This is a genomic window from Opitutales bacterium (genome assembly GCA_013215165.1).
Lineage (GTDB): Bacteria > Verrucomicrobiota > Verrucomicrobiia > Opitutales > JABSRG01 > JABSRG01.
On the sequence record JABSRG010000045.1, the window covers coordinates 1 to 23,214 of the forward strand.

At 49.1% G+C, this 23,214-nt stretch carries 20 protein-coding genes; 6 read left to right on the forward strand and 14 right to left on the reverse strand.

Annotated features, from left to right (window positions below; genetic code table 11):
- The coding region (locus tag HRU10_10635; GenBank protein ID NRA27686.1) for a sigma-70 family RNA polymerase sigma factor at positions 1-177 on the forward strand (177 nt) is incomplete at its 5' end.
- 351 nt (positions 178-528) lie between these two features.
- Here HRU10_10635 and HRU10_10640 read toward each other — a convergent pair.
- Complete coding sequence (locus HRU10_10640; protein NRA27687.1) at positions 529-3,099, reverse strand: hypothetical protein; 2,571 nt, start codon at positions 3,097-3,099, stop codon at positions 529-531.
- A 66-nt stretch (positions 3,100-3,165) separates the two neighbouring features.
- Here HRU10_10640 and HRU10_10645 point away from each other — a divergent pair, with 66 nt between their 5' ends.
- On the forward strand, positions 3,166-4,185 hold the full coding sequence (locus HRU10_10645; protein NRA27688.1) for a LacI family DNA-binding transcriptional regulator: 1,020 nt from the start codon (positions 3,166-3,168) through the stop codon (positions 4,183-4,185).
- A gap of 127 nt (positions 4,186-4,312) precedes the next feature.
- Here HRU10_10645 and HRU10_10650 read toward each other — a convergent pair whose 3' ends face one another.
- From HRU10_10650 to HRU10_10690, 9 genes are all read right to left on the reverse strand, one after another.
- Complete coding sequence (locus tag HRU10_10650) at positions 4,313-5,947, reverse strand: peptide ABC transporter substrate-binding protein (protein ID NRA27689.1); 1,635 nt, start codon at positions 5,945-5,947, stop codon at positions 4,313-4,315.
- A 5-nt stretch (positions 5,948-5,952) separates the two neighbouring features.
- Entirely contained in the window at positions 5,953-6,243 is a 291-nt protein-coding gene (locus tag HRU10_10655; protein ID NRA27690.1) for a SelT/SelW/SelH family protein, read from the reverse strand.
- Entirely contained in the window at positions 6,236-7,720 is a 1,485-nt protein-coding gene (locus HRU10_10660) for a cyclic nucleotide-binding domain-containing protein (protein NRA27691.1), read from the reverse strand. The genes HRU10_10655 and HRU10_10660 overlap by 8 nt, the downstream gene beginning before the upstream one ends.
- Positions 7,720-8,499 (reverse strand): VacJ family lipoprotein, encoded by a 780-nt coding sequence (locus tag HRU10_10665; GenBank protein ID NRA27692.1) that lies wholly within the window; start codon positions 8,497-8,499, stop codon positions 7,720-7,722. Before HRU10_10665 ends, HRU10_10660 begins: the two co-directional genes overlap by 1 nt.
- A gap of 18 nt (positions 8,500-8,517) precedes the next feature.
- Positions 8,518-9,027 carry an ABC transporter substrate-binding protein gene (locus HRU10_10670; protein ID NRA27693.1) on the reverse strand — a complete coding sequence of 170 codons (510 nt, stop codon included), beginning with the start codon at positions 9,025-9,027 and terminating at the stop codon, positions 8,518-8,520.
- 96 nt (positions 9,028-9,123) lie between these two features.
- A complete protein-coding gene (mlaD, locus tag HRU10_10675; protein ID NRA27694.1) occupies positions 9,124-9,573 on the reverse strand; it encodes an outer membrane lipid asymmetry maintenance protein MlaD in 450 nt (149 codons plus the stop codon).
- Positions 9,573-10,865, reverse strand: coding sequence for an ATP-binding cassette domain-containing protein (locus HRU10_10680; protein NRA27695.1), 1,293 nt, complete (start codon positions 10,863-10,865; stop codon positions 9,573-9,575). The genes mlaD and HRU10_10680 overlap by 1 nt, the downstream gene beginning before the upstream one ends.
- Positions 10,862-11,638, reverse strand: coding sequence for an ABC transporter permease (locus HRU10_10685; GenBank protein NRA27696.1), 777 nt, complete (start codon positions 11,636-11,638; stop codon positions 10,862-10,864). Before HRU10_10685 ends, HRU10_10680 begins: the two co-directional genes overlap by 4 nt.
- A gap of 130 nt (positions 11,639-11,768) precedes the next feature.
- Positions 11,769-12,665 carry an AraC family transcriptional regulator gene (locus HRU10_10690; protein NRA27697.1) on the reverse strand — a complete coding sequence of 299 codons (897 nt, stop codon included), beginning with the start codon at positions 12,663-12,665 and terminating at the stop codon, positions 11,769-11,771.
- A gap of 94 nt (positions 12,666-12,759) precedes the next feature.
- On the opposite strand from HRU10_10690, the gene HRU10_10695 reads away from it, so the two are divergent.
- The 3 genes from HRU10_10695 to HRU10_10705 all read left to right on the forward strand — a co-directional run bounded on the left by HRU10_10695 (position 12,760) and on the right by HRU10_10705 (position 18,247).
- Entirely contained in the window at positions 12,760-13,524 is a 765-nt protein-coding gene (locus HRU10_10695) for a ThuA domain-containing protein (protein NRA27698.1), read from the forward strand.
- Positions 13,525-13,539: 15 nt separating this feature from the next.
- On the forward strand, positions 13,540-14,577 hold the full coding sequence (locus HRU10_10700) for a Gfo/Idh/MocA family oxidoreductase (GenBank protein NRA27699.1): 1,038 nt from the start codon (positions 13,540-13,542) through the stop codon (positions 14,575-14,577).
- 229 nt (positions 14,578-14,806) lie between these two features.
- Positions 14,807-18,247 carry a hypothetical protein gene (locus HRU10_10705; protein NRA27700.1) on the forward strand — a complete coding sequence of 1,147 codons (3,441 nt, stop codon included), beginning with the start codon at positions 14,807-14,809 and terminating at the stop codon, positions 18,245-18,247.
- A 16-nt stretch (positions 18,248-18,263) separates the two neighbouring features.
- Here the strand turns inward: HRU10_10705 and HRU10_10710 are convergent, their stop codons facing one another.
- The 4 genes from HRU10_10710 to HRU10_10725 form a co-directional block, all read right to left on the reverse strand.
- Entirely contained in the window at positions 18,264-19,496 is a 1,233-nt protein-coding gene (locus HRU10_10710) for an amidohydrolase family protein (protein NRA27701.1), read from the reverse strand.
- On the reverse strand, positions 19,493-20,281 hold the full coding sequence (locus HRU10_10715; GenBank protein NRA27702.1) for a creatininase family protein: 789 nt from the start codon (positions 20,279-20,281) through the stop codon (positions 19,493-19,495). Before HRU10_10715 ends, HRU10_10710 begins: the two co-directional genes overlap by 4 nt.
- 98 nt (positions 20,282-20,379) lie before the next feature.
- Positions 20,380-21,048 (reverse strand): rhomboid family intramembrane serine protease, encoded by a 669-nt coding sequence (locus HRU10_10720; GenBank protein NRA27703.1) that lies wholly within the window; start codon positions 21,046-21,048, stop codon positions 20,380-20,382.
- Between the two features lie 210 nt (positions 21,049-21,258).
- Positions 21,259-22,074: a helix-turn-helix transcriptional regulator gene (locus tag HRU10_10725; protein NRA27704.1), complete on the reverse strand. Its 816-nt coding sequence runs from the start codon at positions 22,072-22,074 to the stop codon at positions 21,259-21,261.
- Positions 22,075-22,182: 108 nt separating this feature from the next.
- Here HRU10_10725 and HRU10_10730 point away from each other — a divergent pair, with 108 nt between their 5' ends.
- Positions 22,183-23,202 carry a Gfo/Idh/MocA family oxidoreductase gene (locus tag HRU10_10730; protein NRA27705.1) on the forward strand — a complete coding sequence of 340 codons (1,020 nt, stop codon included), beginning with the start codon at positions 22,183-22,185 and terminating at the stop codon, positions 23,200-23,202.
- Positions 23,203-23,214 lie beyond the last annotated feature (12 nt).

Consider the following 23,214-nt stretch of genomic DNA (forward strand, 5'->3'; position numbering starts at 1 on the left):
AAAAAGACGATGACGCGTCTGCCCGAGCGCTACCAAGAAATTTTGAAAATGTATTATTTTAAAAACATGCGCCTCAGCGAAATTGCTACGATCTACCAGGTCAGCGAGGCACGTATCTGCCAAATTCACACGCAGGCAGTAAAACGAATGGGAACAATGATGCGCCAGATGGTGTAATAAAGCATCCTAGTATAGTTTGTTGTTTTAAGGGGCCTCTGGCGAAAGTCGGGGTCCCTTTTTTTGTCCGCGTAATTGGGGAGTCTCTTAGTCGAAGTGTATTTCAGGGATTTTTGCGTTAGCTCAATCTTCAACTTTGAATGGGGCGTTCCGCATTCAAATTAGCAGATAGAGATTCAACTCGCCGGTCACCTCGCCGAGACGACTGAGTTTCTGGCTAAGATAAAACCAGAATCTACACCCCCCAGAATCCAGGAAACATATGACTGGATTCTAGAAATGCTTCGAAGATTTTTTTTCAAACGACGAAAGTCTTTAGACGTCGTCCTAATTTTCACTGGTTAGCTGGCTCTATGAGGGTATCATTAACTGCTTAACGTTTTTCACCTCCAGTTGAGCCTTGAACTCATCGAGACTCATAACAGTGCTTGGCGTGGCAATAATTTGATGCGGTGCATTTGGCCTTAGAGCAAAGAAGTTATCGGAGAAAAGGCAGTCGGTTTCGGTAAGACTAAACCAAGTCCAGAGGGCGGGCAGGTCGCTGGTAATGTCTATGATGAAGGTGTCTTCAGGCCCCGCGGTGATGGATGTTGTCAGGTTTGGCTCGCACAATGGTAGTTTATGCGGGCGTTGGAAGATAACGACTCCATCTGAAGGCGCAGGATATGTTCGGCCATTGGGCAGAGCTGTGAAAGAGAGGAAAACGATTAAGTTCTCTGGGTGGTCGCATTCTTTCCTAAGATTGGCTTCGAATACGGGCTGGGATAGATTCTCAAAATTGACTTCGAATATAGGTTGGGATGTGACGCCTGATACTTCCTTTATTTCTGTCCTTTCAAAAACCAAGCTACCTTCAGGCAGATAGGCGCGGAGAGTAACCGCCCCTCTTATGCTTTGGGGCAGATCATTGTTGATATAGATCGCTACAGTTTTGTTAACGGAATCTTCCAACGCTGAAATCAAGACCGGCTCAAAAAAGCGTTTGGCAAAATAGTGGGTGGCCTTCCACCGTCCGTAGTAGTCAATGGAAGACCAGGTTTGCGCAGGCCAACAGTCATTAAGTTGCCAGTAGGTGGCGCCGGTAGTCCGCGGCCAGCTGCGCCTCCACTCTTCGATGCCAATGCGTAAACCGTTGCCGTGCGCTATCTGTGAAAGCCAACACTGGGCATCGAAATCTTCTACTTTTCCGAACCAATCAAATACTTTTTCAAGGATACGTTTGTTTCCTGGCTGGCTGCGTTGGCGATGAGTGATGACCGGGCTATCCCAATTGCGATCTTTGGGCTCCGTAAAGCTATTGACTGTGCGTGGTTCGGGAAATGATTGGTGCCCAAACTCGCTCATAAATCGATGAGTCTGCGTGCGATAATCTTCGAATGGAGCATCAGAGAACCACACATTCCAGAAATGACAGTCACCGCTTGTGGCTGCATTACCCGATTTTCGTTCGCCTGGAGCTCCATGAGGACTGCCTGGAATGTAGGGCGTATTTGGATCGGTCTGCATCAGTGCCGACGGGATGAGTTTGTCAAAAAGCTCAAAGTAAGCGTCCCAGGCGAAATCTTTATCGCTCCACTCATCTGCTGTGAATCCCATTTCCAGCTCGTTATTACCGCACCACAAAGCGAGTGAAGCGTGGTGGCGCAAACGGCGGGCATTGTCCCGTACTTCTTCGAAGACGCTGTCCATGAATCGTCGATTCCAAGTTGGGTAGGTGCCGCAGCCAAACATCATATCCTGCCAGACACAGATGCCCAGCTCGTCACACAGATCATAAAATGCGTCGTGGCTGAAGTAGCCGCCTCCCCAGACGCGTATCATGTTGTAGTTAGCCATCTTGCAACTCTGCAAAAGATGACGGTAGCGCGGTTCAAGGTTTTTGCCGGATGGATACTGGTCAACGGGAATCCAGTTGGCTCCTTTGGCAAAGAAGCGGATTCCATTGACGGCGAAAACGAAGGATGTGCCGAATGCGTCTTCTTCAGTAATGAGTTCAAGGGTGCGGAGGCCGAGGCGCTTTTTGATAGTGTCAAGCGGACGTCCATGAGTGTCTTTGAGCGTGATCGCGAGGTCATATAAGGTTTGCCGGCCCAGGCCGTTAGGCCACCAGAGTTCGGGGTGCTCAATGTGGATTTTTAGGGTTTTCTGGCCATAAAATCTCTCTGCCGCTGCTGTCCCCGCTGTTTCTCCGTCGATGCTGAGGCTTGCCTCGATCGCTAAGTCGACAGGCTGATCTGGGGTTACATTAATAATGACCGTAACGGAACCGTCATCGTGATGCTCTTGGGTAGTGAACCAATCGTTTATCCGTGCGTTGCTCCATGCAAGGATCTCGATGTCTTGCCAGATTCCCGCAGATATAGTCATTGGGCCCCAGTCCCAGCCATAGTTGCATGCCATTTTGCGAATATAGCCACGGCCAATATATCCCCAATCGCGTACTTTTTTGTCCTCTTCCTCGCTCCATGATTCGTGACTTTCGTTCCAAGCTGGCAGATGGCGCTGAGCTGTCTTCTCGGCCATGAGCGGAAGTGTGGAAGCGAAGGTAATTTGCAGTTGGTTGGTTCCCAGCTTGAGCAAACCGCTAAGATCCACATCCCATAGGCGGAACATGTTATCAGTGGAAGCTATCTCATCGCTGTTAAGGCAGATCGTGGCCAGGGTATCGAGACCATGACAACGCAGAAGAATATGCTCCTGGCTGAGTAGTTCCTCATCCACCTCGAATTCCAGCGAGTACACCCAATCCTTCTCTCCTACCCAAAGCGCGTCGAGTTCCTGGGTGCGATAGTTGATGTCCTCAATGGCGCCGGCGTCGTAAAGTGCGTCATGCACGCAACCAGGAACCATTGCGCTGTAAGTGGTTTCAGGAGTTTCTGCAGCGTGCAACTGCCAACTGCCGTTGAGAGAAAGCTTATACATATCTAGACTACTAATGGTGAGTTTTTTTCGTTTCGATATTTCTCATACTTTACGTAAAGTATCTGAATGAGTCGAATCACCTTAAAGTCGGTCGCTGAGCGCGTCGGCGTTAGCAAGATGGCGGTGTCGCTTGCTTTGCGTGGTCATCCGTCCATTTCGCAGACACGTCGTGAGGAGATTGAACGTGTGGCTGATGAGTTAGGATACCAGCCGGATGGAGAATTATCAGCAGCAATGACACGCTTGGCTAATGCGCAAAAGACTGCTTCTCAGGGAAACCTAGCTATCCTTAATCTCCACGACAAGGTGAACTCTCTCAAGCTGTGGGAGAGTTACCGTCGTTACACTGCTGGAATAATTGAGCGAGCAGAAGAGCTGGGGTTTTCCGTCTCGGAGCATTGGGGGCGGGATCCAAGTATAAGTGTAGAGCGTCTGAGCAGTATTCTCCAAGCGCGGGGGGTGCGGGGTCTATTCATATTTTCATCGCTCGCTAATCGAGAGTGTGGTGGCTTCGAGGCCATACCGCGTATGGGGATGTTGGGCATGGGCTTCCGCCCGTTGGCGAAACATGTCGACTATGTTACCAATGATCAATTCGCCACTGTTCGCTTAGCACTCGGCGCAATCATTAAGATGGGATTTAGCCGGCCGGGGTTGGTTGTTGGGCCCAATGATGCCTTACTTGAGCAGCGCTATTCGGGCGGTTTTAAATCCTTTCAGTCCGCGGGTTCAAAGGATTTCGCAGAACCCTTGACGGGTGTACTTCCAGGGGACTACAACGTTTTTTGTGACTGGTTTGAGCGATGGAGCCCTGATGTTATCCTTACTCACGAGAGTTTCATATGCGACTGGCTAATAAAAATGGACCAAGCGGATTTGCCCCTTGTTCATCTCGATTGGCATCCATCCATGAAAGAAGAATGGATGGGGGTTGATCAGCAGGGCGAACTTATAGGTGCCGCTGCTGTTGATCTAATGCTCGAAAAATTGAGGGTAGTTTCGGACCGTCAACCTAGAGTGCAACGTGCTGTGACCGTCTCAGGGGTATGGCGACCGGGTCCACAAAAATCAGTATTAACGCAATAGGGTGCGCAAGAATTATGGGTTATTCATTTCGCCTTGTGTGGAGCACTTTTAGCAGATCCTGCTCGCGACTGGCTCGAACGCGCCTTTCCGAATTTGGGCACCCAATACGCGCAAAAGCTGGAATTATCTAATCCACAGAATCCCCGATCATGACGCCGTTGAAAATTAGGTCCATCGCGGGGTTATTCCGCCAGTTTTGGACCTCGGGGCGCAGGAGGTAGAATTCCAGGTAATGGTATATTGGAATGACAGGCATGTCCCGGACGATGATTGCCTCGGCTTCGCGAAATAGTTCCATGCGGCGTTGAGGATCGATCTGTTGGCTGGCTTCGAGAAACAGGGCGTCGAAGGCTGGGTTGCTGTAGTTTGAGCGGTTATTGCCGGACTCGGAGTTAAAGAGATCTAAATAGCCCTCGGGATCGGTGCCGCCGACCCAACCTGAGCGCGAGATGTCATAATCTCCGTCTTGGATGGTTTGAAGGAAAACCTTCCACTCTTGGTTGAGCAGAGCGATTTCGATGCCGAGGTGAGTGCGCCACATTTCTTGAACTGCCTGGGCGATGCTCCGGTGACTCTCGAGCGTGTTATAAATCAGGGTGAGTTGAGGGAATCCCTCTCCACCTGGAAATCCTGCCTCAGCCAAGAGTCGTTGCGCTTCTTCAATGTTCTCTTCATAGCCAGTTGCTCCGGTATATCCGGCGAGTCCATCTGGGATAAATGACGTAGCGGATGGTTGGCCCCCGTTTGTAACGAAATTTGTGATCTCATAGCGATCGACTGTGAGTGCAAGGGCACGCCGAACGCGAGGATCGTCCAACGGTGGACGTTCTACATTGAGGTTGAAAAAGTAAGTGCCAAAGAGGTCATCTTCTCGGAGGACATCAGTGCGTTCCGTCCTGAAGAGGTTGAGTTTCTGAGGAGGGACTGAATTTGTACGATGAAGCTTGTTGGTATCGAATGCCCGTAGTTCGGTATCCAGGCTACCAATCGGGAGGTAACTGATCTTTTCCAGATGAATCTCATCTCCAAAGACATAGTAGGGATTTCGCGCTACGATGACTACCTCATCTTGGACCCATTTCTCTAGTTTGAAAGCGCCATTGCCAACAAGCTCGGTGCTTCGGTAATAGGCTGTATCGAGAGAGGTTTCTGCACCGAAAGGCCCAGCGGACGGCCGGTGGAAGGGAAAGAAGCAACTTTGGGATAGCCTCCCTATGAAAGAGAGCTTGGGAGTCTGGAAGGTAACGACGAGTTTATGTTCTCCGTCTGTTTTAATCCCCACATCTGCCCACTCGGCTTCACCCGAGTTATACTCTAACGCGTTGATTATGCCCGTAAATACCTGCATGTAGGGTGTGCTGATTTCTGGACGTAAGGCGCGTTGGAAGCCTGCTTCCCAATCCGCAGCGACCACAGGGTCTCCATTGCTCCAGCGCGCGTCTTTTAATAGGTGAAACGTATATACCAAGCCGTCTTCAGAAACCTCCCAGCGTTCGCATGCGACGGGTTCGTATTGCTTCGTTTCGGGGTCGTATGCGACCAGAGGGTCAAACAAAGCATCCATGATGGCCGTCCCGGTTGAATCGGTGACTGCGTCTTTGTCGAGTGTGCGCGGTTCGGAACCGTTTCCGAGGATCAGGTGTTCGGAGGTAAGCTCACTGCTGGATGATTCAGTAGATTCCGTTTCAGATGATTTGCCGCATCCCGATAAGCAGAGTATCAGCAGGGGTAGGATAACAAAGTGACGCATATCAGTCTTCATAGTCATTATTTCTTGTCGTGGTGTCCGAGGTCACGATCAGGATCGATAATGTCGCGGACGCGTTGTTTAAGATCTGTTGCAGAGGGAAACCCGCCATCGGTTTTTCGGTTCCACACGAGTTGTTCATCGATATGGATTTCAAAGATGCCTGGCGTATGTTTGCTCGGAACCAGGGTCACGCCATGAATGTGCTCGCCGAAGGAATGCAGAAGCTCTTGGCACATCCAGCTAGAGCGGAACATCCAGTTGCACCCAGGGCAATAGGTGATGGTGATGGTTGGAAGTTGATCAGTCATGGCGCGGTAGAGTGAGGGTGAATTGAGCACCGCCTTTTGGCAAATTCTGGGCTTCGAGCCTGCCACTGTGCTTTTCTGCGATATCTCGCGATATGGTAAGCCCTAGTCCTAAGCCAATGCGGTTGCCGCTATGTTTGGTGGTGAAATTTGCCTCGAAGATCGTTGCAAGCTTGTCGAGGGGAATACCCGCGCCGGTATCTGCGACTTGAACGACTACTGAACGGTCTGTTGAAAATGAACGCAGCGTGATGGTTCCGTCTGCCGGAGTCGCATCGCAAGCGTTGACGATCAGGTTGGTGAGTACTTGGTTGATCTCGCTGGATGATACGAGGACCCTGGGTAAAGGTTGCATCTCGGATCGGTCGAGATGGAAGCGTTTCAGCCGATGATTGAGCATCGTGCATGTTTCATTGATGCACTGATTTAAGTCAGTGGGTTCTCGTGAAGTTCCTTGGCTGCGACCATAATTTTTAAGGGTGATTACCAAGTCAGAGATACGGTGGTTGGATACCTCAATGTTTCTTAAAAATACGCCTGCTTCAAAATAACGCAAAGCGGCCTGGAGTCGGTCGAGATCGATACGGTTTTTCGGCATTGCTATCGATAGAGCGTCTGCGCTGAAATGAGCAATGCGACGCAGCAAACTGCGCGGCAAATCTTGAAAACGCCTCTCGGCATCCTCAAGGCGTTTGCGGACAGCAGACCCTTCTAAAAATGTATGGGCATAGCCTTCGGTGAATAGGGTATGCCGCTGGTCAGGGGTAAAACGGTCTTTGCCTTGTTTTAGATATGTCTCGATGTGTTCGCGCATCTGAACGGTGTTTTGTTTCACCGATGCCGATGGATTATTAATCTCGTGAGCGACACCTGCGACCAGTTGGCCCATAACGGCGAGCCGTTCTGCGTGAATCAGGCTGTTGCGCGTGCTCTTTAGCTCGCGGACGGTGTCGCTCAGCTCTCGGCGCTCTTGTTCAAGTTTACGGGTGAGCTCTTTGTTTTGAGTGGTTACGGTGATCATCCGCTGGACCCGATGGCAGAGATTTTCGATCAGCCAAAAATCGATAACTCTATTGATTTCCGCATCGGATTTACGAATTGCGTCAAAATCCTTTCGATGGATTGGGAGAGCTACTACATGGGTCTCAGCAATTGAATGAGTCGATATAGGCATGCGGGTCCAGAACGAGATCAATCCGAGGAATGCACCTGCCTCCAGGGTGTCTACGGTAACTTGTCCGTGATCTTCGGTGTGTGTCAGCAGGCGCGCTTGGCCACGCACTATGATGATCAACTCGTTGTTGACCTGGTCCTGTTCGAGGATGGTTTCCCCAGCGGCGTATTCAATCGGCTCGAGCTGATGGGATGACGCGAGGTTGAGAATACTCTCCAAATTCGCAGGATTTTCGAATACACCCCGACGCTTTTCCATGGTTCTCAATGATGGATGGAATGAAGCACCAGGGCGATCAAAAGACATCAGCGCTCAGTTTCGCGCTTGCGGTTTTGCATATAGGCTTCCCGCAGTGATATATAAGGATCGAGAGCGCTTTCGTCGAAAAGCTCGTAGCGGTCGATCTGTTCTGGGAGTTCATTTATGATTTCAAGGGCTCGCAGACCGGCTTCGTATTCCCATTCCCAGTGTTGCCACTCATCCGCATGTTCGAAAGGGTGGAGGTAGCTATCGCCAACTCTGCCTATGGCATCTCGAAGTGAGGAGGGTCCTAATATGGGGAGGACTAGATAAGGCCCGTTGCCAATGCCCCATACGCCCAACGTTTGTCCGAGATCCTCTGCTGGCACATCATTCAGGCCATCGATATCGGAAGAGACGTCAACAATGCCGAAGAAGCCAGCAGTCGAGTTTATGAGAAATTTCCCGGTTTCTTTACCTGCACGTGCAGGCTTGCCTTGTAGGAGTGAGCTGACGAAGCGGATGGGAAATTTCAGATTGTCGAAGAAGTTAGAAATACCGCCGCGAACGGGTTCTGGAGTGATGGCCTCATAACCGTCGCCGATCGGATTCAATACGTAATTGTAAGCCACGTCATTGAATCCAAAGATCGCTCGGTTAATCGGCTCGAGAGGATCCCAGGTTACCGGCAAATCATCAAACTCATCATCAAAAAGAACGGCCTCCTCGGGGTCACCCATCGGCGCACTCTGAGCGGATTGTTGAGATTCGGTGGTCTTGCAGGCTGAGGTAGCGAGAGCTAGAAAGGATATAAGGGCGGTGAGCACTAGTTTGTATGCATTCATTTCAATTATCTGAGGCTGTTAACGATTATCGAGTTGTTCTTGTAGCTTTTGAAGCAGTCCGTCTGGGCCGTGGCGTTGGAGGATGGAAGTGAATTGGCTGCGATAGTTACTCACCAGACTGACTCCTTCGATGATGACATCGTAGACTTGCCAGTCATTTTCGTGATCGGTCATGCGATAGAGCACTTCTAGCTCGCTTGCGCCATTTACGATCGAGGTGGAAATCTCGACACGGCCTGAGCCCATCGTGCGGCTCTCTCCGTAGAGCACATCTGCGTCTCCCGATTCCTGGAGCTGGCTGGCATAGTTTGCTATGAGTAGATCGGTGAAATTTTTGACGAACGTCGTGCGTTGCTCTGGATTGAGTTGGCGCCAGCCGCGGCCCAGCGCTCGTTGGCTGAGGAGTTCAGGCGAGAAGAAGCGTTCGACTGCAGCTTTGAGCTGCGCACTATTTTCTGGAATCGAGTAATCCAGTTTTTGAGCTGTGATGGCCTGGATGTCAGTGAGGGCAACCTTCAATTTGCTCATAGCTGCGTCGGACGCTAGGAGCGGTGTGACCGACGTAAGAAGAAGGAATGAAGCTAGAGTGCGAAGCATGTGCAGCATAAGAGAAAACAAGCGGATTTATTCAACTGAACCGAAGGCGAAATTTTTTATCAGGCCCTCTAGGTCAACGGCTGATTCCGTTTCATAGAGGATATCATCTGGGCCTAGAATGATCCCCGAGCCACCTGGAAGCAAGCTGAGGTATTTGTCGCCGATAAGCCCGTCCGTGCGCACGGAAGCGATGGTATCGTCATCGAGTTCAAGCCAATTAGGTAAGGAAATCGTAACCCAAACCGCAAAGGACTCCTGATCTAACTCGATCTTCTCCACGTGTCCGACACTCACACCAGAAATGCGCACGGCGGTGTCGACCCTAAGCCCAGTCACGTCTGCGAATCTGGCTTTGAGCTGGTAGGTGTCGCCGTTGGTTACGCTCAAGCCCCCCATGACGAATGTTAGGTAGAGGCCAGCAATGACGCCGACGAGAACGAAAGCACCCACGGAAAATTCGATTTTCTTTTGCGAGATCATACAGGGGAAGGGGGTCGTGTGAGTTTGGAGTGTTTGGGACAAGAAATATTGATGAGGCTGTGACTACGTTTCTCCGCGGCATCGATAACAAAACGAAGCGCATCATAAGGTTCGTTTTCAATCGACTCGATTCCCATGCTTATATCGAAGCTGACGCAGGGCTTTTGACTCGGTTCATCTTGCATCTCGGGGATTTTTTTCACGGCAACCCTCAAGGCCTGAGTGAGGCTATCTATCTCCGTTTTAGTGGCACGGAAGGTAAGCGCCGCGATTTGGTTTTGTCCACAGCGGGTTGCATACTCCCAATCGTTTAGGCACTCAGTGAGCGAATCGGCGATATGTTGAAAGATGTGTTGGGCAGCAATGTGACCGAGCTCGGAAGCGATGCGTTCGAAATTGCTAATGGTAAGGAGGAGAATCTGAGCTGGTCGGGAGATGAGGCGATTGCGGAAATGGCGCTCAAATTGAATTGTGTCCAACAAACCGGTGAGTGCGTTCTCTAGGCGATTGTGGCTGTCAATGAATGAACGCAGGATGGGGTTCTGCGACAATTCGATATGGTATGAAGACTCAGAGAGTGCCACTTGCCCTTCATCAATAAGAACGACTTGATCACTGATATAAAATACCTCCGGAATATCGTGACTCACCATGAGGGCGGTGAAACCTATTTTCTTCTGCGTTTCTGAAATCAAGCTGAAGACAGCATTTCGGCGTATTGGGTCTAGGCCTGTGGTCGGTTCATCGAAGAGGATGATCTCTGGCTCAGTAATCAGTGCACGCGCTAGTGCAACACGGCGCTGCATGCCTCCAGATACTTGCGAGGGGAATTTATCGGCTATTTCGACGATATCGAGCGTTTCCAGCAGGCGGTAGGCTTGCTCTTGGACCTCTGAACGCTTGATTCTTCGTGTTTCGAGCAGAGGTAAGCAGATATTGTCGAGTACTGACATTGAATCGAATAGCGCATTGTCTTGAAACATATAGCTCATGCGCGCTCGAAAGAGCTGAAAGGTCTTGGGATTCTGATTAACCAGTTCGCCGCGAAAGTAGACTTCACCCTTCTCAGGTGTCAGTAGCCCCGCCAAGCACTTTAGAAAGACTGATTTTCCCGTGCCACTCTTTCCAATTATCGCAACGGTGGTGCCTTTCTCGATATCTAAATCGATTGAGTGTAACACTTGCTTAGAGCCGAAGCTCTTGCTTAGTGCACGCACTTGGATCAGGGGTGATTGGCCGTCTGATACGGTCATCGGGCGGGTGCCAGGTATGCGTTCTGGAGCGCTCATATCATCCAGGCAGTGATGATGTAGTCGAGCACCAGCGTTGAAACACTAGATAATACGACAGCGGAAGTCGCTGCTGCATTAACGCCACGTGCTCCAAAACGATTGCCGTGTTTGTGGAGATTGTAGCCTTGGTAACAGCATATTAGAAGCGTCACGACCGCGAATGCCATCGCCTTTATATAGCCTAGCATCACCGTATCCATGGTGACACCGTCGATGGCGCGATACCAATAAGTGCCTGAATCGACATCGAGCATAACGACCGTGGCGAGATAACCTCCCAAAATGCCCACCACGTCGAAAATAGAGGTAAGCAGGGGAAAACTGATGAGCCCGGCAATGAGTCTGGGACCGATAAGAAAGGACAGCGGTGAAATATTCATCGTATCCAAAGCATCAATTTGTTCGGAATTGCGCATGACGCCCAATTCCGCAGACATGGTCGAACCAGCCTGGCCAATTACCATCAGTGAAGTCAGCACCGGGCCAAGTTCACGAATTAAGGCCAGGGCGACAGCAGATCCCACCAGACCTTCTGTTCCGAATTTTGTCAGTGTGTGATAGCCCTCAAGGCCGAGTACCATGCCAGTGAAAATGGAAACGAGCAATATTACCGGGACACACCGCACGCCAATTCCATAGACTTGGTCTAATATTTTGCGCAGAGAGAAATCTCTACCGAGTGAAAGCAAGAGAGCTTTCGATCCGAAGAGCGCAGCATCGCCTAAGGTCGTTGCGAGGCGAATAATATAGCTTCCGGTGGCAGTGATCATTGAGTGTAGAGTGAGACGTAATGTCCTTTAAAATGGCAAGTTGATGTCAATGGACCTATGATAATTTGCGATATTTGAAAGCGTTGACTTCATTGCAATCATGAGATCACGAAATCAAATTTTATTCTAATTATCGCTTTCGAGCCTTACCGGGAGACACGCCAAAATGTTGACGATAGACTCTGATGAAATAGCTGCTGCTCTGAAAGCCGCTCGCGAAGGCGATTTCAGAAACACTGAGTTCAGGTTCAATGAGCAATTCTTGAGCGAATGCTAGACGTGCCTGACGCAAGTATGCTGAAAAGCGCTGACCTACTTCTGTGTGGAACCTGTGGGATAAGTAATCGGCAGAGCAATGCATTACCGACGCGATAGAGCTGACCGTCAGATTCGAATCAGAGATATGGTTCTGTATATAATGGCGCACCCAAGTGATGCGTGGGCTTTCATTATTAGAATCTGTTTCGGGCATAGATAGAGCTTGATGAATCATCCCGCAAGCGGCTTGCCACAGGGCACGTTCACCCGTATCGCCCAGGGGTGACAATCCATTGCGACTTGAGATGATGTCTTCCAAATAACCACGACATTGGGGAGCGTGCCGCATAGCGGCTCCACTGATGAGTCCAGTGCGCGGTCGATCTTCCTGCGATGAGACTCCCATGTGAAAATCTATTCGGTCTTGATTTAGGGTGAACACCAAATGCGCAAATCCCTGTTTACCCGTGCTGAATGACTCTCGGTGGGGGACTCCTCGTGGCATAATGAGCGCATCCCCTGGATACATGGCAATCGTGTTTCCAGGAGTATCAATCCTATTGCTTCCATGGAGTTGAATGAAGACCTCGGGGATTTTGTGGAAATGATGTCCCCTATGCGACGTAAACCTTTCGGTAACTTCTAGGTTGCCCGGGATAATAGTCCGCCCGACTTCAGGAATAATTACTCTAAACCAGTCACGTAAATCTGAAGGCGCCCATTTCTTCAAGTCAGCTTCGGAGGGTAATGTTTCTAAGAAATTTGCCATTTATTGGTGATATTTAATGGCTAATGGTATTGTCCAGCCGTCTCGGAAATAATAATATTTTACATTCTAACTTTCAAATAATCCCAAAAATCTCATGCGTGTAACAATCTGGAACGAATATCGTCACGAAAAAACTAATGACTTCACAAGAAAACTGTATCCTTATGGAATGCATAAGGTTATGGCTCAGAGCTTCGATGGTTGCGAGGATGTCGAAGTGGGATTTGCGACTTTGGACGAGCCCGAGCACGGACTGACTGACGCTGTCTTAGATGCTACTGATGTCTTGTTTTGGTGGGGACATAGAGCGCACGACGAGGTATCTGATGAGATCGTAAGAAAAGTTCAACAGCGTGTGCTGTCTGGCATGGGGTTGGTCGTTTTGCACTCGGGACACTACTCAAAAATTTTTAAAACACTGATGGGTACAAATTGCTCTTTGAAGTGGCGTGAAGCAGCCGAAAAGGAGCGCCTGTGGAATATAGCGCCGTCACATCCGATTACCCAGGGCATTGGCGAATATATCGAGCTACCCGATACCGAGATGTATGGTGAGCGCTTCGACATTCCCGAGCCGGATCGACTGATCTTTATCTCTTGGTTCGAAGGTGGCGAAGTCTTCCGCAGTGGCTGCACGTGGAATCGTGGAAATGGCCGCGTATTTTATTTCCGGCCAGGGCATGAGACGTTCCCGATATATTACAATCCGCAGATTCAAACCATCTTGCAAAATGCGGCATATTGGGCCGCAAAGTCGGTTGAAAAACCTACAAATATTGCCCCGAATGCCAAGGAGTCTCCTGAAGCAATCAAGAAGACTGATGTGGATTTCAGCCACGCACCCCACATGAACACCTAAATTGAACGTGGACCTATGAGTAAAATAAAATGTGCCACCATTGGCCTAGGAATGGGGAAGTCTCACATAAAGGGATTCCAATCACGGGAAAATGCTGAGGTGGTCGCGATTTGTGACCTTAATGAAGAGCTGCTTAAATCTGTCGGAGATCAATTTGGGATAAGTAATCAATACACTGATGTTACAGCAATGTTGGAGACTGAGAAACCTGACGTCGTGAGCATTGCAACACCCAACAGCCTACATAAGCCACTCACTATTCAGGCTCTGGAGGCTGGGGCGCATGTTATTTGTGAAAAGCCCATGGCGATGAACGCCGATGAGGCCCGTGAGATGCAGGCTGTAGCGGATCGGCTGGGTAAGCGTCTTATGATTAATTTTTCGTACCGCTTTACTGAGGCTGCCTGGGGATTGAAGCAACAGGTGGAGCGTGGATTACTCGGAGAGATTTATTCGGGTCGCACGCGATGGCTGCGTCGCTGGGGTATGCCGAAGTTCGGCTCATGGTTTGGTCGTAAAGCTTTGTCTGGGGGCGGTCCGCTGATCGATCTCGGTGTGCATCGCTTGGACTTAGCCATGTGGCTCAGCGGTTATCCCAAGCCGAAATATGTGCTTGCTCAAACCTACGATCATCTCGCTCAAGAGCGGGCCAGAGCGGAAGGTGTGGAATTTGATGTCGAGGATCTGGCTTCTGCTATGATTACGTTCGAGAACGGCATGAGCCTCCAAGTCGAGGCTTCATGGGCGAGCCACATTCAAGAAAATGAACAAATGGAAACCACTTTGCTGGGGACTCGCGGTGGGCTGCGCCAGCGAAACCTGGATGGTGGTTATGCGTTCCAGGGCCATATCTTCTCTAGTGATCAGGGATCGAAACTGGATACAGAGGTTGTCGGCGGCAATTCACCAGGTTCATCGATGGGCCATTTGATCGACTGTATCGAAAGGGACCAACCGCATACCGCTAGTGGCGAAGAGGGAATTGTTATCATGGAAGTCCTCGATGCGATCTACGCCAGTGCGGCAAAGGGGGGTGAGCCGGTAAAGTGTTAGAAGGGTAATCCCGCCTCACCTGGTTTCACAGCAACCCGCAGCGACCACGATTTAGCCGATCAAATTTCGCTTTCAGACTCTTTAATTTGTAAGCATGTCCGACTTTCACAGTCGGATGCAGGGTAAATGGACTAGAGGTCATTTTTACTGGTTAAAGGGGCTCTCACATATGTGCTGCCTCTCGGGTGTACTGTGTGTCTTGTTTACACTCTCGGTATCTGCGGAGGAGATGCGAACCATTCATTATGAGCCGCCAACTCCAGAGGAACGAAATTATGACTTCGTGTTTAGTCCATTTCACGAGCGACATCGCTCCGATTTGGCTAAACAGTTTGATCTCGATCGCGTAGGAGAAAATTGGGAGCTCGCTAACGGAGACTGGCTCATTACATGTCTAGACGAGAGACGGCTGTTAAGGTATGATGGCTATGATTTAATTGATTTTGACCCCATTTTTGAAGGGCGTAAGCCCTACTACAGGTTTAGTGAAAGAGGTGTGTATGCCATGTCTGTCGATGATAATTTGGTGGGTTATATTGAACCTGGAGGTAATAAATGGAAGTCGGCAGATATACCCTTAGAATTCGCTGAATCGAAGATTATAGATTTTGAATTAAGCCGTAGTTCAGAATTGTTGGTTATCTTTAAATCAGCACAACGCCTTGGTCTTGTTAAATATAGTTCAGACTTGGGTGAGGTGTTGGCTCAGGGTTGGTTTAACGATGAAGACTCTAAACTGATTGGAGAGCCGATGGGAATGCATTCGTTCGAGGGTGCTGAATGGTTGTTCAGCTCTTCGACCACGGATACCCTGTTTCATATGAACTTTGTAGACGATATAGAAATTCTAAGAGTAATGAAGTTCGATGGTCAACTGGTCATTCCTTATCCGATTGGTGAGGGTATTTCTGCGATTAGGTGGAGACAATTCCAAGAAGGGGAAAAACGGAGGGTAATTTGTCAATTGTACACGGAAAAAGGATTGGGTCCGTTTCAAGAAATTGATGGAATAATTATTACAGACTCGATCAATAACACTTTTATATTTTCTCGGTATTCGGGATTAGGTTATATTTCAAAGATAAATCCAAATACACTCGTAGCTGATCGTATTTATCCAAGCTTTCCTCTGGAGCGGTTTTCGCATCCGTACTTTGTGGGGTCCGGCGAAAGCGGAAGATATATGTTAGCTGGAACCAATACTGCTATGCTTTTGGATGGAAGTAAGCCGATAGGTTTAAATGCACCTCACTATGATCGACTTTCTCTAGGATTTCCGAAATCGACTGTCGGAGTTTATGCTTGGGAGGATGACGACGTTTTCATTTATGATCATCCTGAGAGTGATTCTAGCCATTTCTATACCGATGTCGTGTATAGTGAAAGAGGTCTTCTGTTTACTGATAACAGCCTTATTATTGATCTGAAGCAGTCAGGTTTTGAAGTTTCATTGGATGACTATGGTCTTTCCGTTGATGACTTTTTAAGCGCATCTATTGTAGGAGGTGTGCGGGAGGATGACGATGCATATAGCATGATTTTATCATTTATGCATAAGGGAGATGATAGGTTAAAATTATTGATGGTTGAAGGTGAGAATACGCGTCTTGAGTCGTTAAATATAAAGGCTCTAGATAGATTGGTTGAAAGTAGGATTGGCTTCGTTAAACTAGATGATCATTACGCTATCTTTTTTAAAAATAGTTATCATAAAGATGGCGTATTCTTGTTGTTAGACAAGGGTTTTGATATTATAAATTCAGTCCTCATACCTCGCAGTAGTGGCGATTCTTTAGATGCTATATTGGCCAGTTTAGAAAAGATTTTTGATATGGTAATTGCTCTTGGCGCGGATCTCAAAGACATTTCAGATCTGATTCCCCGTCCAGATAGCAATATGCTCGATGAGGATATAGTATTGATACGAATTAAGAGCAATAAAGAGACGGTGTATTACTCTTTGTCTTTGATCGATGAACGTGCGACTATGAAGGAGTTTGGTATGCCTTCTTTTGAATCTGTATTTTTGGGAATTGATCGTCTTGATCGAATGATTTTCAAATCTATAGACGCACAATATGCCGTGGTGGGGGAGGGTGGAAGCTTTCATGCGGAGTCGATCTTTGCTTGGAGACTCCCTGATGCATTCACAATTCTTGAATCGAAATTGATGAATGAAAGTGAGCATTGGCTAAATATCAGGCGGAATGGATATCGACATAGCTTTCTGCTCCGTAACGAGCCGATGAGCGATGATCCCTTTAGGGTGAAGGTAAATCTTCAGAATTCGACTACTCAGGCTGGTGAAGATGTGATTGTTAGTTTAGATCCTACGCGGAAATATGGATTTGGAGGAGATTTGCTGTCCTACTATTATCGGTGGAGAGTGGATGAGGGAGCATGGAGTCCGCGTGTTCAATTGGATGGAAAACCGGTAAGGATTCCGACTAATCAACCGGGAATGTATTCCGCGGAGTTCCAGGTGATAGATTATTTTGGCAGAGAGAGTGAGTTCACACCTACAGTTTCATTTGATGTCTTGCCCATCCCCTTACAAAAACGGGGGTGGTTTCCCTATGCGACGGGAGGTGTTGCGGTGGTCCTTATTCTACTCTTATCGATATCAGTCACACAAACTGTGCACAGTATATCCAACGCGCGGTCACTGGCTCACCTAAATCGCACATTGGAGGATAAGGTGAGAGATCGGACGGCAGAGATTGACGCCCAAAATCAAGAACTCATTGCGACGAACCTGATATTAGAATCTACGAATGAAAACCTGGAAGTAGCCAATGATAGAATACAGGAGACGAGCAAGGCGCTTGCCGAGGCATCGCGATCTGCTGGCATGGCTGAAGTAGCTTCAGGAATTATTCACAACGTGGGAAACGTCTTTAATTCAGTTGCTGTCTCACTAAATTTGCTTCGCGAAAATCAATCTCCTAATAGTATTAGAAAGGGACTGCGGAAGCTTTCCGAGTTGATGGAGAAAAACCTCAAAAACGAGTCATTTTGGAAAGATGAGGTTAAGCGGAAACGACTCTTTGAATACCTTAATATAATCGAAAAGTCTTATGTAGCTTTCAGCTCGCATAGCCACGAAGAGTTGGAGCGTATCGATGACAAGGTTTCTACGATCAGGGAAATCCTTCGCGCGCAGGAAAAGTATACCGACGCTTCATTGGGTGTCCGAACAGCTTGTTCGCTCCAAGAGATGATCAGTGATGCTTTAGACAGGGTCGCTATCAACGTCGATACCGATCAGATGGATCTCAAGATTGAACAGGAATCTCCCAATGACAGTGTTTTCGTGGATTCTCACTATGCCGTAGAAATATTAAAAGTCCTGCTTCAAAACGCGTTAGAAGCGAGTGCACCGGCTAAGAAGCGCGCCGAAATTTTTGTGGCTATCAGGCAGGCAGAGGGTAATGCTGAGCAGATTGAAGTATCTGTAAAAGATCACGGGGTCGGTATTTCAAAAGAGTCACTGAACCGTCTCTTTGCCCACGGATTTACTACAAAGAGCTCAGGCAAAGGTTTTGACCTCCATAATGCCGCAAACTTAGCTGCGATGCTTGATGGGGAGTTGAGCGCATACAGCGCAGGTGAGGGCACCGGTGCAACGTTCACTTTGAGCTTACCTGCGGCTGCTGAGGTAAGGGCTTGATGGCCCTGGGGGAATTTTAAAAGAACTCATCACGCTCCAGACGGCTCATTGCTGCGATTTTACCTTTTAGGATGACGGCCGCTTTCGGCACCTGATACTGGAGTGCGCTGTGCCAATCTTCGGCGTCTAGGATTACCAAATTTGCGGGTTTGCCGTCACTGATCCCGTAGTCCAGCCCAAGTAAGTTTGCGGGGATTTGGGTGACCATGTCGAGGACCTTATGGGATTCGCCGGGCCAGGCAAACTGGCCGATGTGTGCCATATATTGGGCGACTTCTAACAAATCGTTACGTCCAAATGGATAGTACCAATCGTCGATGTCGTCTTGGGCTGTACAGACGGGTATACCTGCTTGTATGAGCTCGTGAAGGCGCGTGCATCCGCGGGGTGCGGGCTGACGGCTAATTTGAGTCGTGACCAGTGAGACATGGGCGTTGTTGATGATGGCCATCTCCGCCTCCTTCACTAGGCGGATGACGCGAGCTGCATGAGCATCATCATAAAAAGCGATTGCATTGCACTGAGTGCCCGAAACGCGGCCTTGCATCGAGCGCTGGATCGTCGATGCAGCTATCTTTTCAAGGGTTCGAGAAGTGGGATCCTCAGTGTCGTCGACTACAAAATTGAGCGAACAGCCATATTGTTCAGCCAGATCAAAGCATAGCTTGATGTGGGCATCCTGGGCCGCTTCAGAACGTTCGATCCAAGGGATGCCGCCTATCATGTCGGCCCCAGCCTTCATCGCGGCGTGCATAAGGTCTTCAGTACCTTTGCCATTGAAGACACCATCTTGTGGAAATGCAGCCACATCGAGCCGAATCCAAGCGGCGTATTTCTCCTTGATTTGCAATGCTGCTTCAAGAGCGCGCAGCTCAGCGGCTGCGTCGACATCAACAAATACGCGCAGTGCACAGGTCCCGTGAGCAATAGCTAGGCGAACAGCGTCATCGATGCGTGCTGCAACATTCTCAACGGTGTAGGCACGCTTCACGTATTGAGATGAGTCGAAGCGATGGAGATGTTGCACCTCTATGGGCTGTTGTAGCAGCTCACGACGCCAGAAAGATTTCTCTACATGCAGGTGAGCATTAACAAATGCGGGAATTACCAGGCGACCCTCGGCGTCGAGGTCGTCTTGTCGTGGTTGCAAGGGTGTCTCGGAGATGCGCGAAAATCGTTCATCTGTGATTTCGAGGTGGACGATACGATCGGAATTCAGGCGAGCGTTATGAATGCGATAGCTACTCATTGGTTGCGGATTTCAGGTCGGTCATACTCGAAGGCAACCATATCGCGAATAAACTTACGCGTCGCTTCCAGAGTGCGGTCTAGATACTCAGCTGCGAGCTCTGGAGTGACCCCTGTGGGATCGCCAAATACTCCCGTCGCGGACCAGTCTTCGGTTTTCCATTGGGCATAACCTTTGCCGACTAGTCCGATGCCTGTTTCTGGGTAATTCGGAAAATCCACTTTAGCTTTGTCCATTTTTACCAATTCTGGAGCCAGAGCCATAACCAGCGCTGTTTCCCAATGGTTTGCATGGATACCAAATTGTTTTTCGCGCGCATCGACCCAATCTGGAAAATCTTGTTCCAGGTAGCTTCCAGCGGAGCCCACAAAAGTCGTCATTCCAAAATCGTCACGGATATCGCGGGACACGGCGTGAAGAATCCCCACATTTCCTCCGTGTCCATTAAAAAAGCATAATTTGCGGAACCCGCTCTCATGGACGCTGCGAGCGATGTCGAGAAGCACATCATAGAAGGTCCGTCCACTCAGGCATAGCGTGCCGGGAAAGCCCCGGTGTTCGTTGCTTTTAGAAATGGTTATCGGCGACAGTCGATAGGCCGGCGCCGAGTCTTCGAGAGAATCGAGCGCACGTGCTAGGACCTCTGAACTAATCAGTGTATCCGTGTAGCAGGGCAGGTGATGGCCATGCTGTTCTGTCGCACCCATTGGCAAAATCACCAGTGCATCGGATTTATCGATGGCCTCCACTTCGGGCCAAGTCATGTGAGCAAGAAAGCGTTCCATAATTCTAATTGGAAAAGCTTCACTGAAAAAACAATGCCAATGTGGACAGGAAATGTGGTCTCACGTTTTGTCGTGGCAGATTCGCATGATTTCGAGCCTCAGGAATCTCGGCACCATCGCCGACTCACTATCGAGCCGATGAGTGCGCCCCCGATAAATCCCCCAATGTGTGCTCCGAAGGCGATTCCCTCTACTTGACCGACAATACCAGATAGATCGAGAACCAGGCCGATAGCTGCAAAAATGAGCAGACGTTCTGGAGGAATCGGTTCGGCGATGGGCCAAACGTCAGGGTCTGGCAGACGCCAGCGTATAGCTAGAAGAAAATAGACGCCTTCAAACCCCAACAAGGCTCCTGAAGCCCCGAGCATCGGAATGGGTGATTGAGGGTCGAGGATGATTTGACCGAGGGCACCTGTGATTGTTGTAAACAAATAGATGACAAACACCCAAGCAGCTCCCATCTCGCGCAATACCAGAGATGCAAACATCCAGATGAATATCATGTTCAGTGCGATGTGCAGGCTGTCTCCGTGGAATAGGGAATACGTAACTGTCGTAAACAATACGCGAGCGACTTCACCGTCAATTTCACCAGCTCGCAGGTGCTCCCACGCGTCTACTACATCCTTTGGAATGAGGAGAAAAGTGGCTCTTACTGTCTCCTCGGTCATCCATGGCGATACCTTTACTAAATGAATCACAGTGCACACTAAAATGATCAGAGTTACGGGCCAATGACGACGAAGGAGCTGCGCTGCTGTCATAAGAAAGATCGGATGGGAACAGACGGAAAAATTATCTAATTCAATGGATCGTAAAAGGACAATGCCTACTGCGGTTTTGTGGTTTCGCAGGGCGATTGCCTCGAGGTCGCTAAAAGCCAGTGTCCGGCAATGGCTATCGCCGTTGCTTGCCGATGAGACTCGAGTTTAGTCTAAATTAGTAATCCGTAGGCCTGACCACACGCGCCTAGATCACCCAAGCTGGCCTGGGGTGACGCCATGATATTTTTTGAATGCTTTGCGGAAATGAGCAGGGTCGGTATAGCCACAGGCATAGCAGATCTCATCGATTGAAAAGACTCTGCGACGTATGAGGCGCGCGGCACGACTCATACGCAATTGTGTGATGTGCTCTTTGAAAGTGAGGTTCGGATTATGTTCACGGAAGAGTCGAGATATGTGATTGGGGTGAAGCCCGAGTTGCTGAGCGACGTCTTCTCGTGTTATGGGTTGGGAGAAATGTTGGTAGATAAAACTCAGAATGGATCGGTAACTCACGTAAGATTTAGTATTTCTCCCAACGCCATTTTCAGCGAGTTCGAGGTGTTTTGTTAATTGAACCAAAACACTAAAAATTACATGCTTTGCTGTGGTCTGAAAGCGATGCTCTCCGTCCAATGCGGCAAGTGCCATCAGCAGGTGGTAGCCCACTTGCCCAAAACTGACGGGAGAGTATGTCCAATCGATCTGATGAGCTTTGACTTGGTTGTCTCTATGCCAGGTTTTGTGAACATACACTGAGCTCGGCTCGATGCCAAAATACAGCTTTGTTCGCTCGGTGCCGCCGATCTCTTCGTGCCATGCGTCCGGAGGGGAAATCATAATCTCGCCTTCTCCTACTTCCTTTTTTCCCTCGGCTGTTTGAAATTTCCATGTGCCTTTTGGAACGGCTACTATGCCAAAACGTTCGCGTTGTTCCCTTTCTCCATCTAGTTCATTGGGATCAGGCCGATTAATGATGACCCTTTTGGGCAGGCCGATGTCGATAAACTCCCTAAGATACCTCAAGATGGATCTTCGGTCTTCATGTCGGAGTGTCTCCCTTTTTCGCGGCATTGATAAAGAGTAATACGTTACGTTTTGACATAAATCGACTTCAAAAACCCCTTCCAATCAATGTGTCTATGTGGAACGCTTTGCGGACAGCTTAGAACTCAACATACTCATGATCAAAATCGGAATAATTGGTGCCGGTCCAAACGGAACGGGAAACGCAAAAAAATTGCCTTAGATGCACGGTGCAGCATCTCAGCTGTTGCCGATCCGGTTGAATCTGCTGGTAGAAAATTTGCCGAGACATATCCTGACGTGAAGGTGTTTACTGAGATCGCTCCCATGCTGGAAGAGGTTGATGGGGTGATCATTTCCTCACCAAACTGGCTGCATCCCGAGCAAGCGATCCAGTGTGCCGAAGCTGGAAAGCATGTTTGGATTGAGAAACCAATGGCGCTCACTGTAGCGGATGGAGAGAAAATGGCCGCTGCTATCAACAAAGCGGGTGTGGCTTCTATGGTCGGTTTTTCGGTTCGCTTCGAAAAGACTGCACAAGGGATCAAACGTCGATTTCAGGCTGGTGATTTGGGAGAATGGTTTAGTGGAGCCTCACGTCGAAACTGCACGTTGAAGAGTATGGACAAGGGGTGGCGTACGGATTTTACCCGGAGCGGCGGTGTCATGAGCGAGTTGATCATTCATGAGCTCGATTGGGCCACTGATTTGTTTGGCTTCCCCAAATCTATATTCTGCCGGAAACGCGCCAGCGACCGTAGTGCATCGGCTCATCCCAAGGACAACGATCACGTATGGATTTCTTTAAATTACTATGATGATCGAACCGTGACCATCGAAGGCTCACAGATCGCGCCGATTGCCGACTACTACAAAACGGTGGTGGGCACCGAAGGAAGTCTCCACACGCGTCGATGGGGGCAGGAGTTGTATTATCAGAAAAAGGGTGAAAAGGACGTGCTCGTTGAGAATCTTGAAGGCATGAATAAACACAGCCATTGGTTGGATGTTATCGAAGGCAAATGCGCATCTGTCGCTGATGTAAACTACGGCCTGAAGATCACGAAGCTGATCGACTCAGCTCTCGAGAGCGCCGTGTCTGGCTTACCTGTTGATCTCGATCTCTAAATTCAACCGACT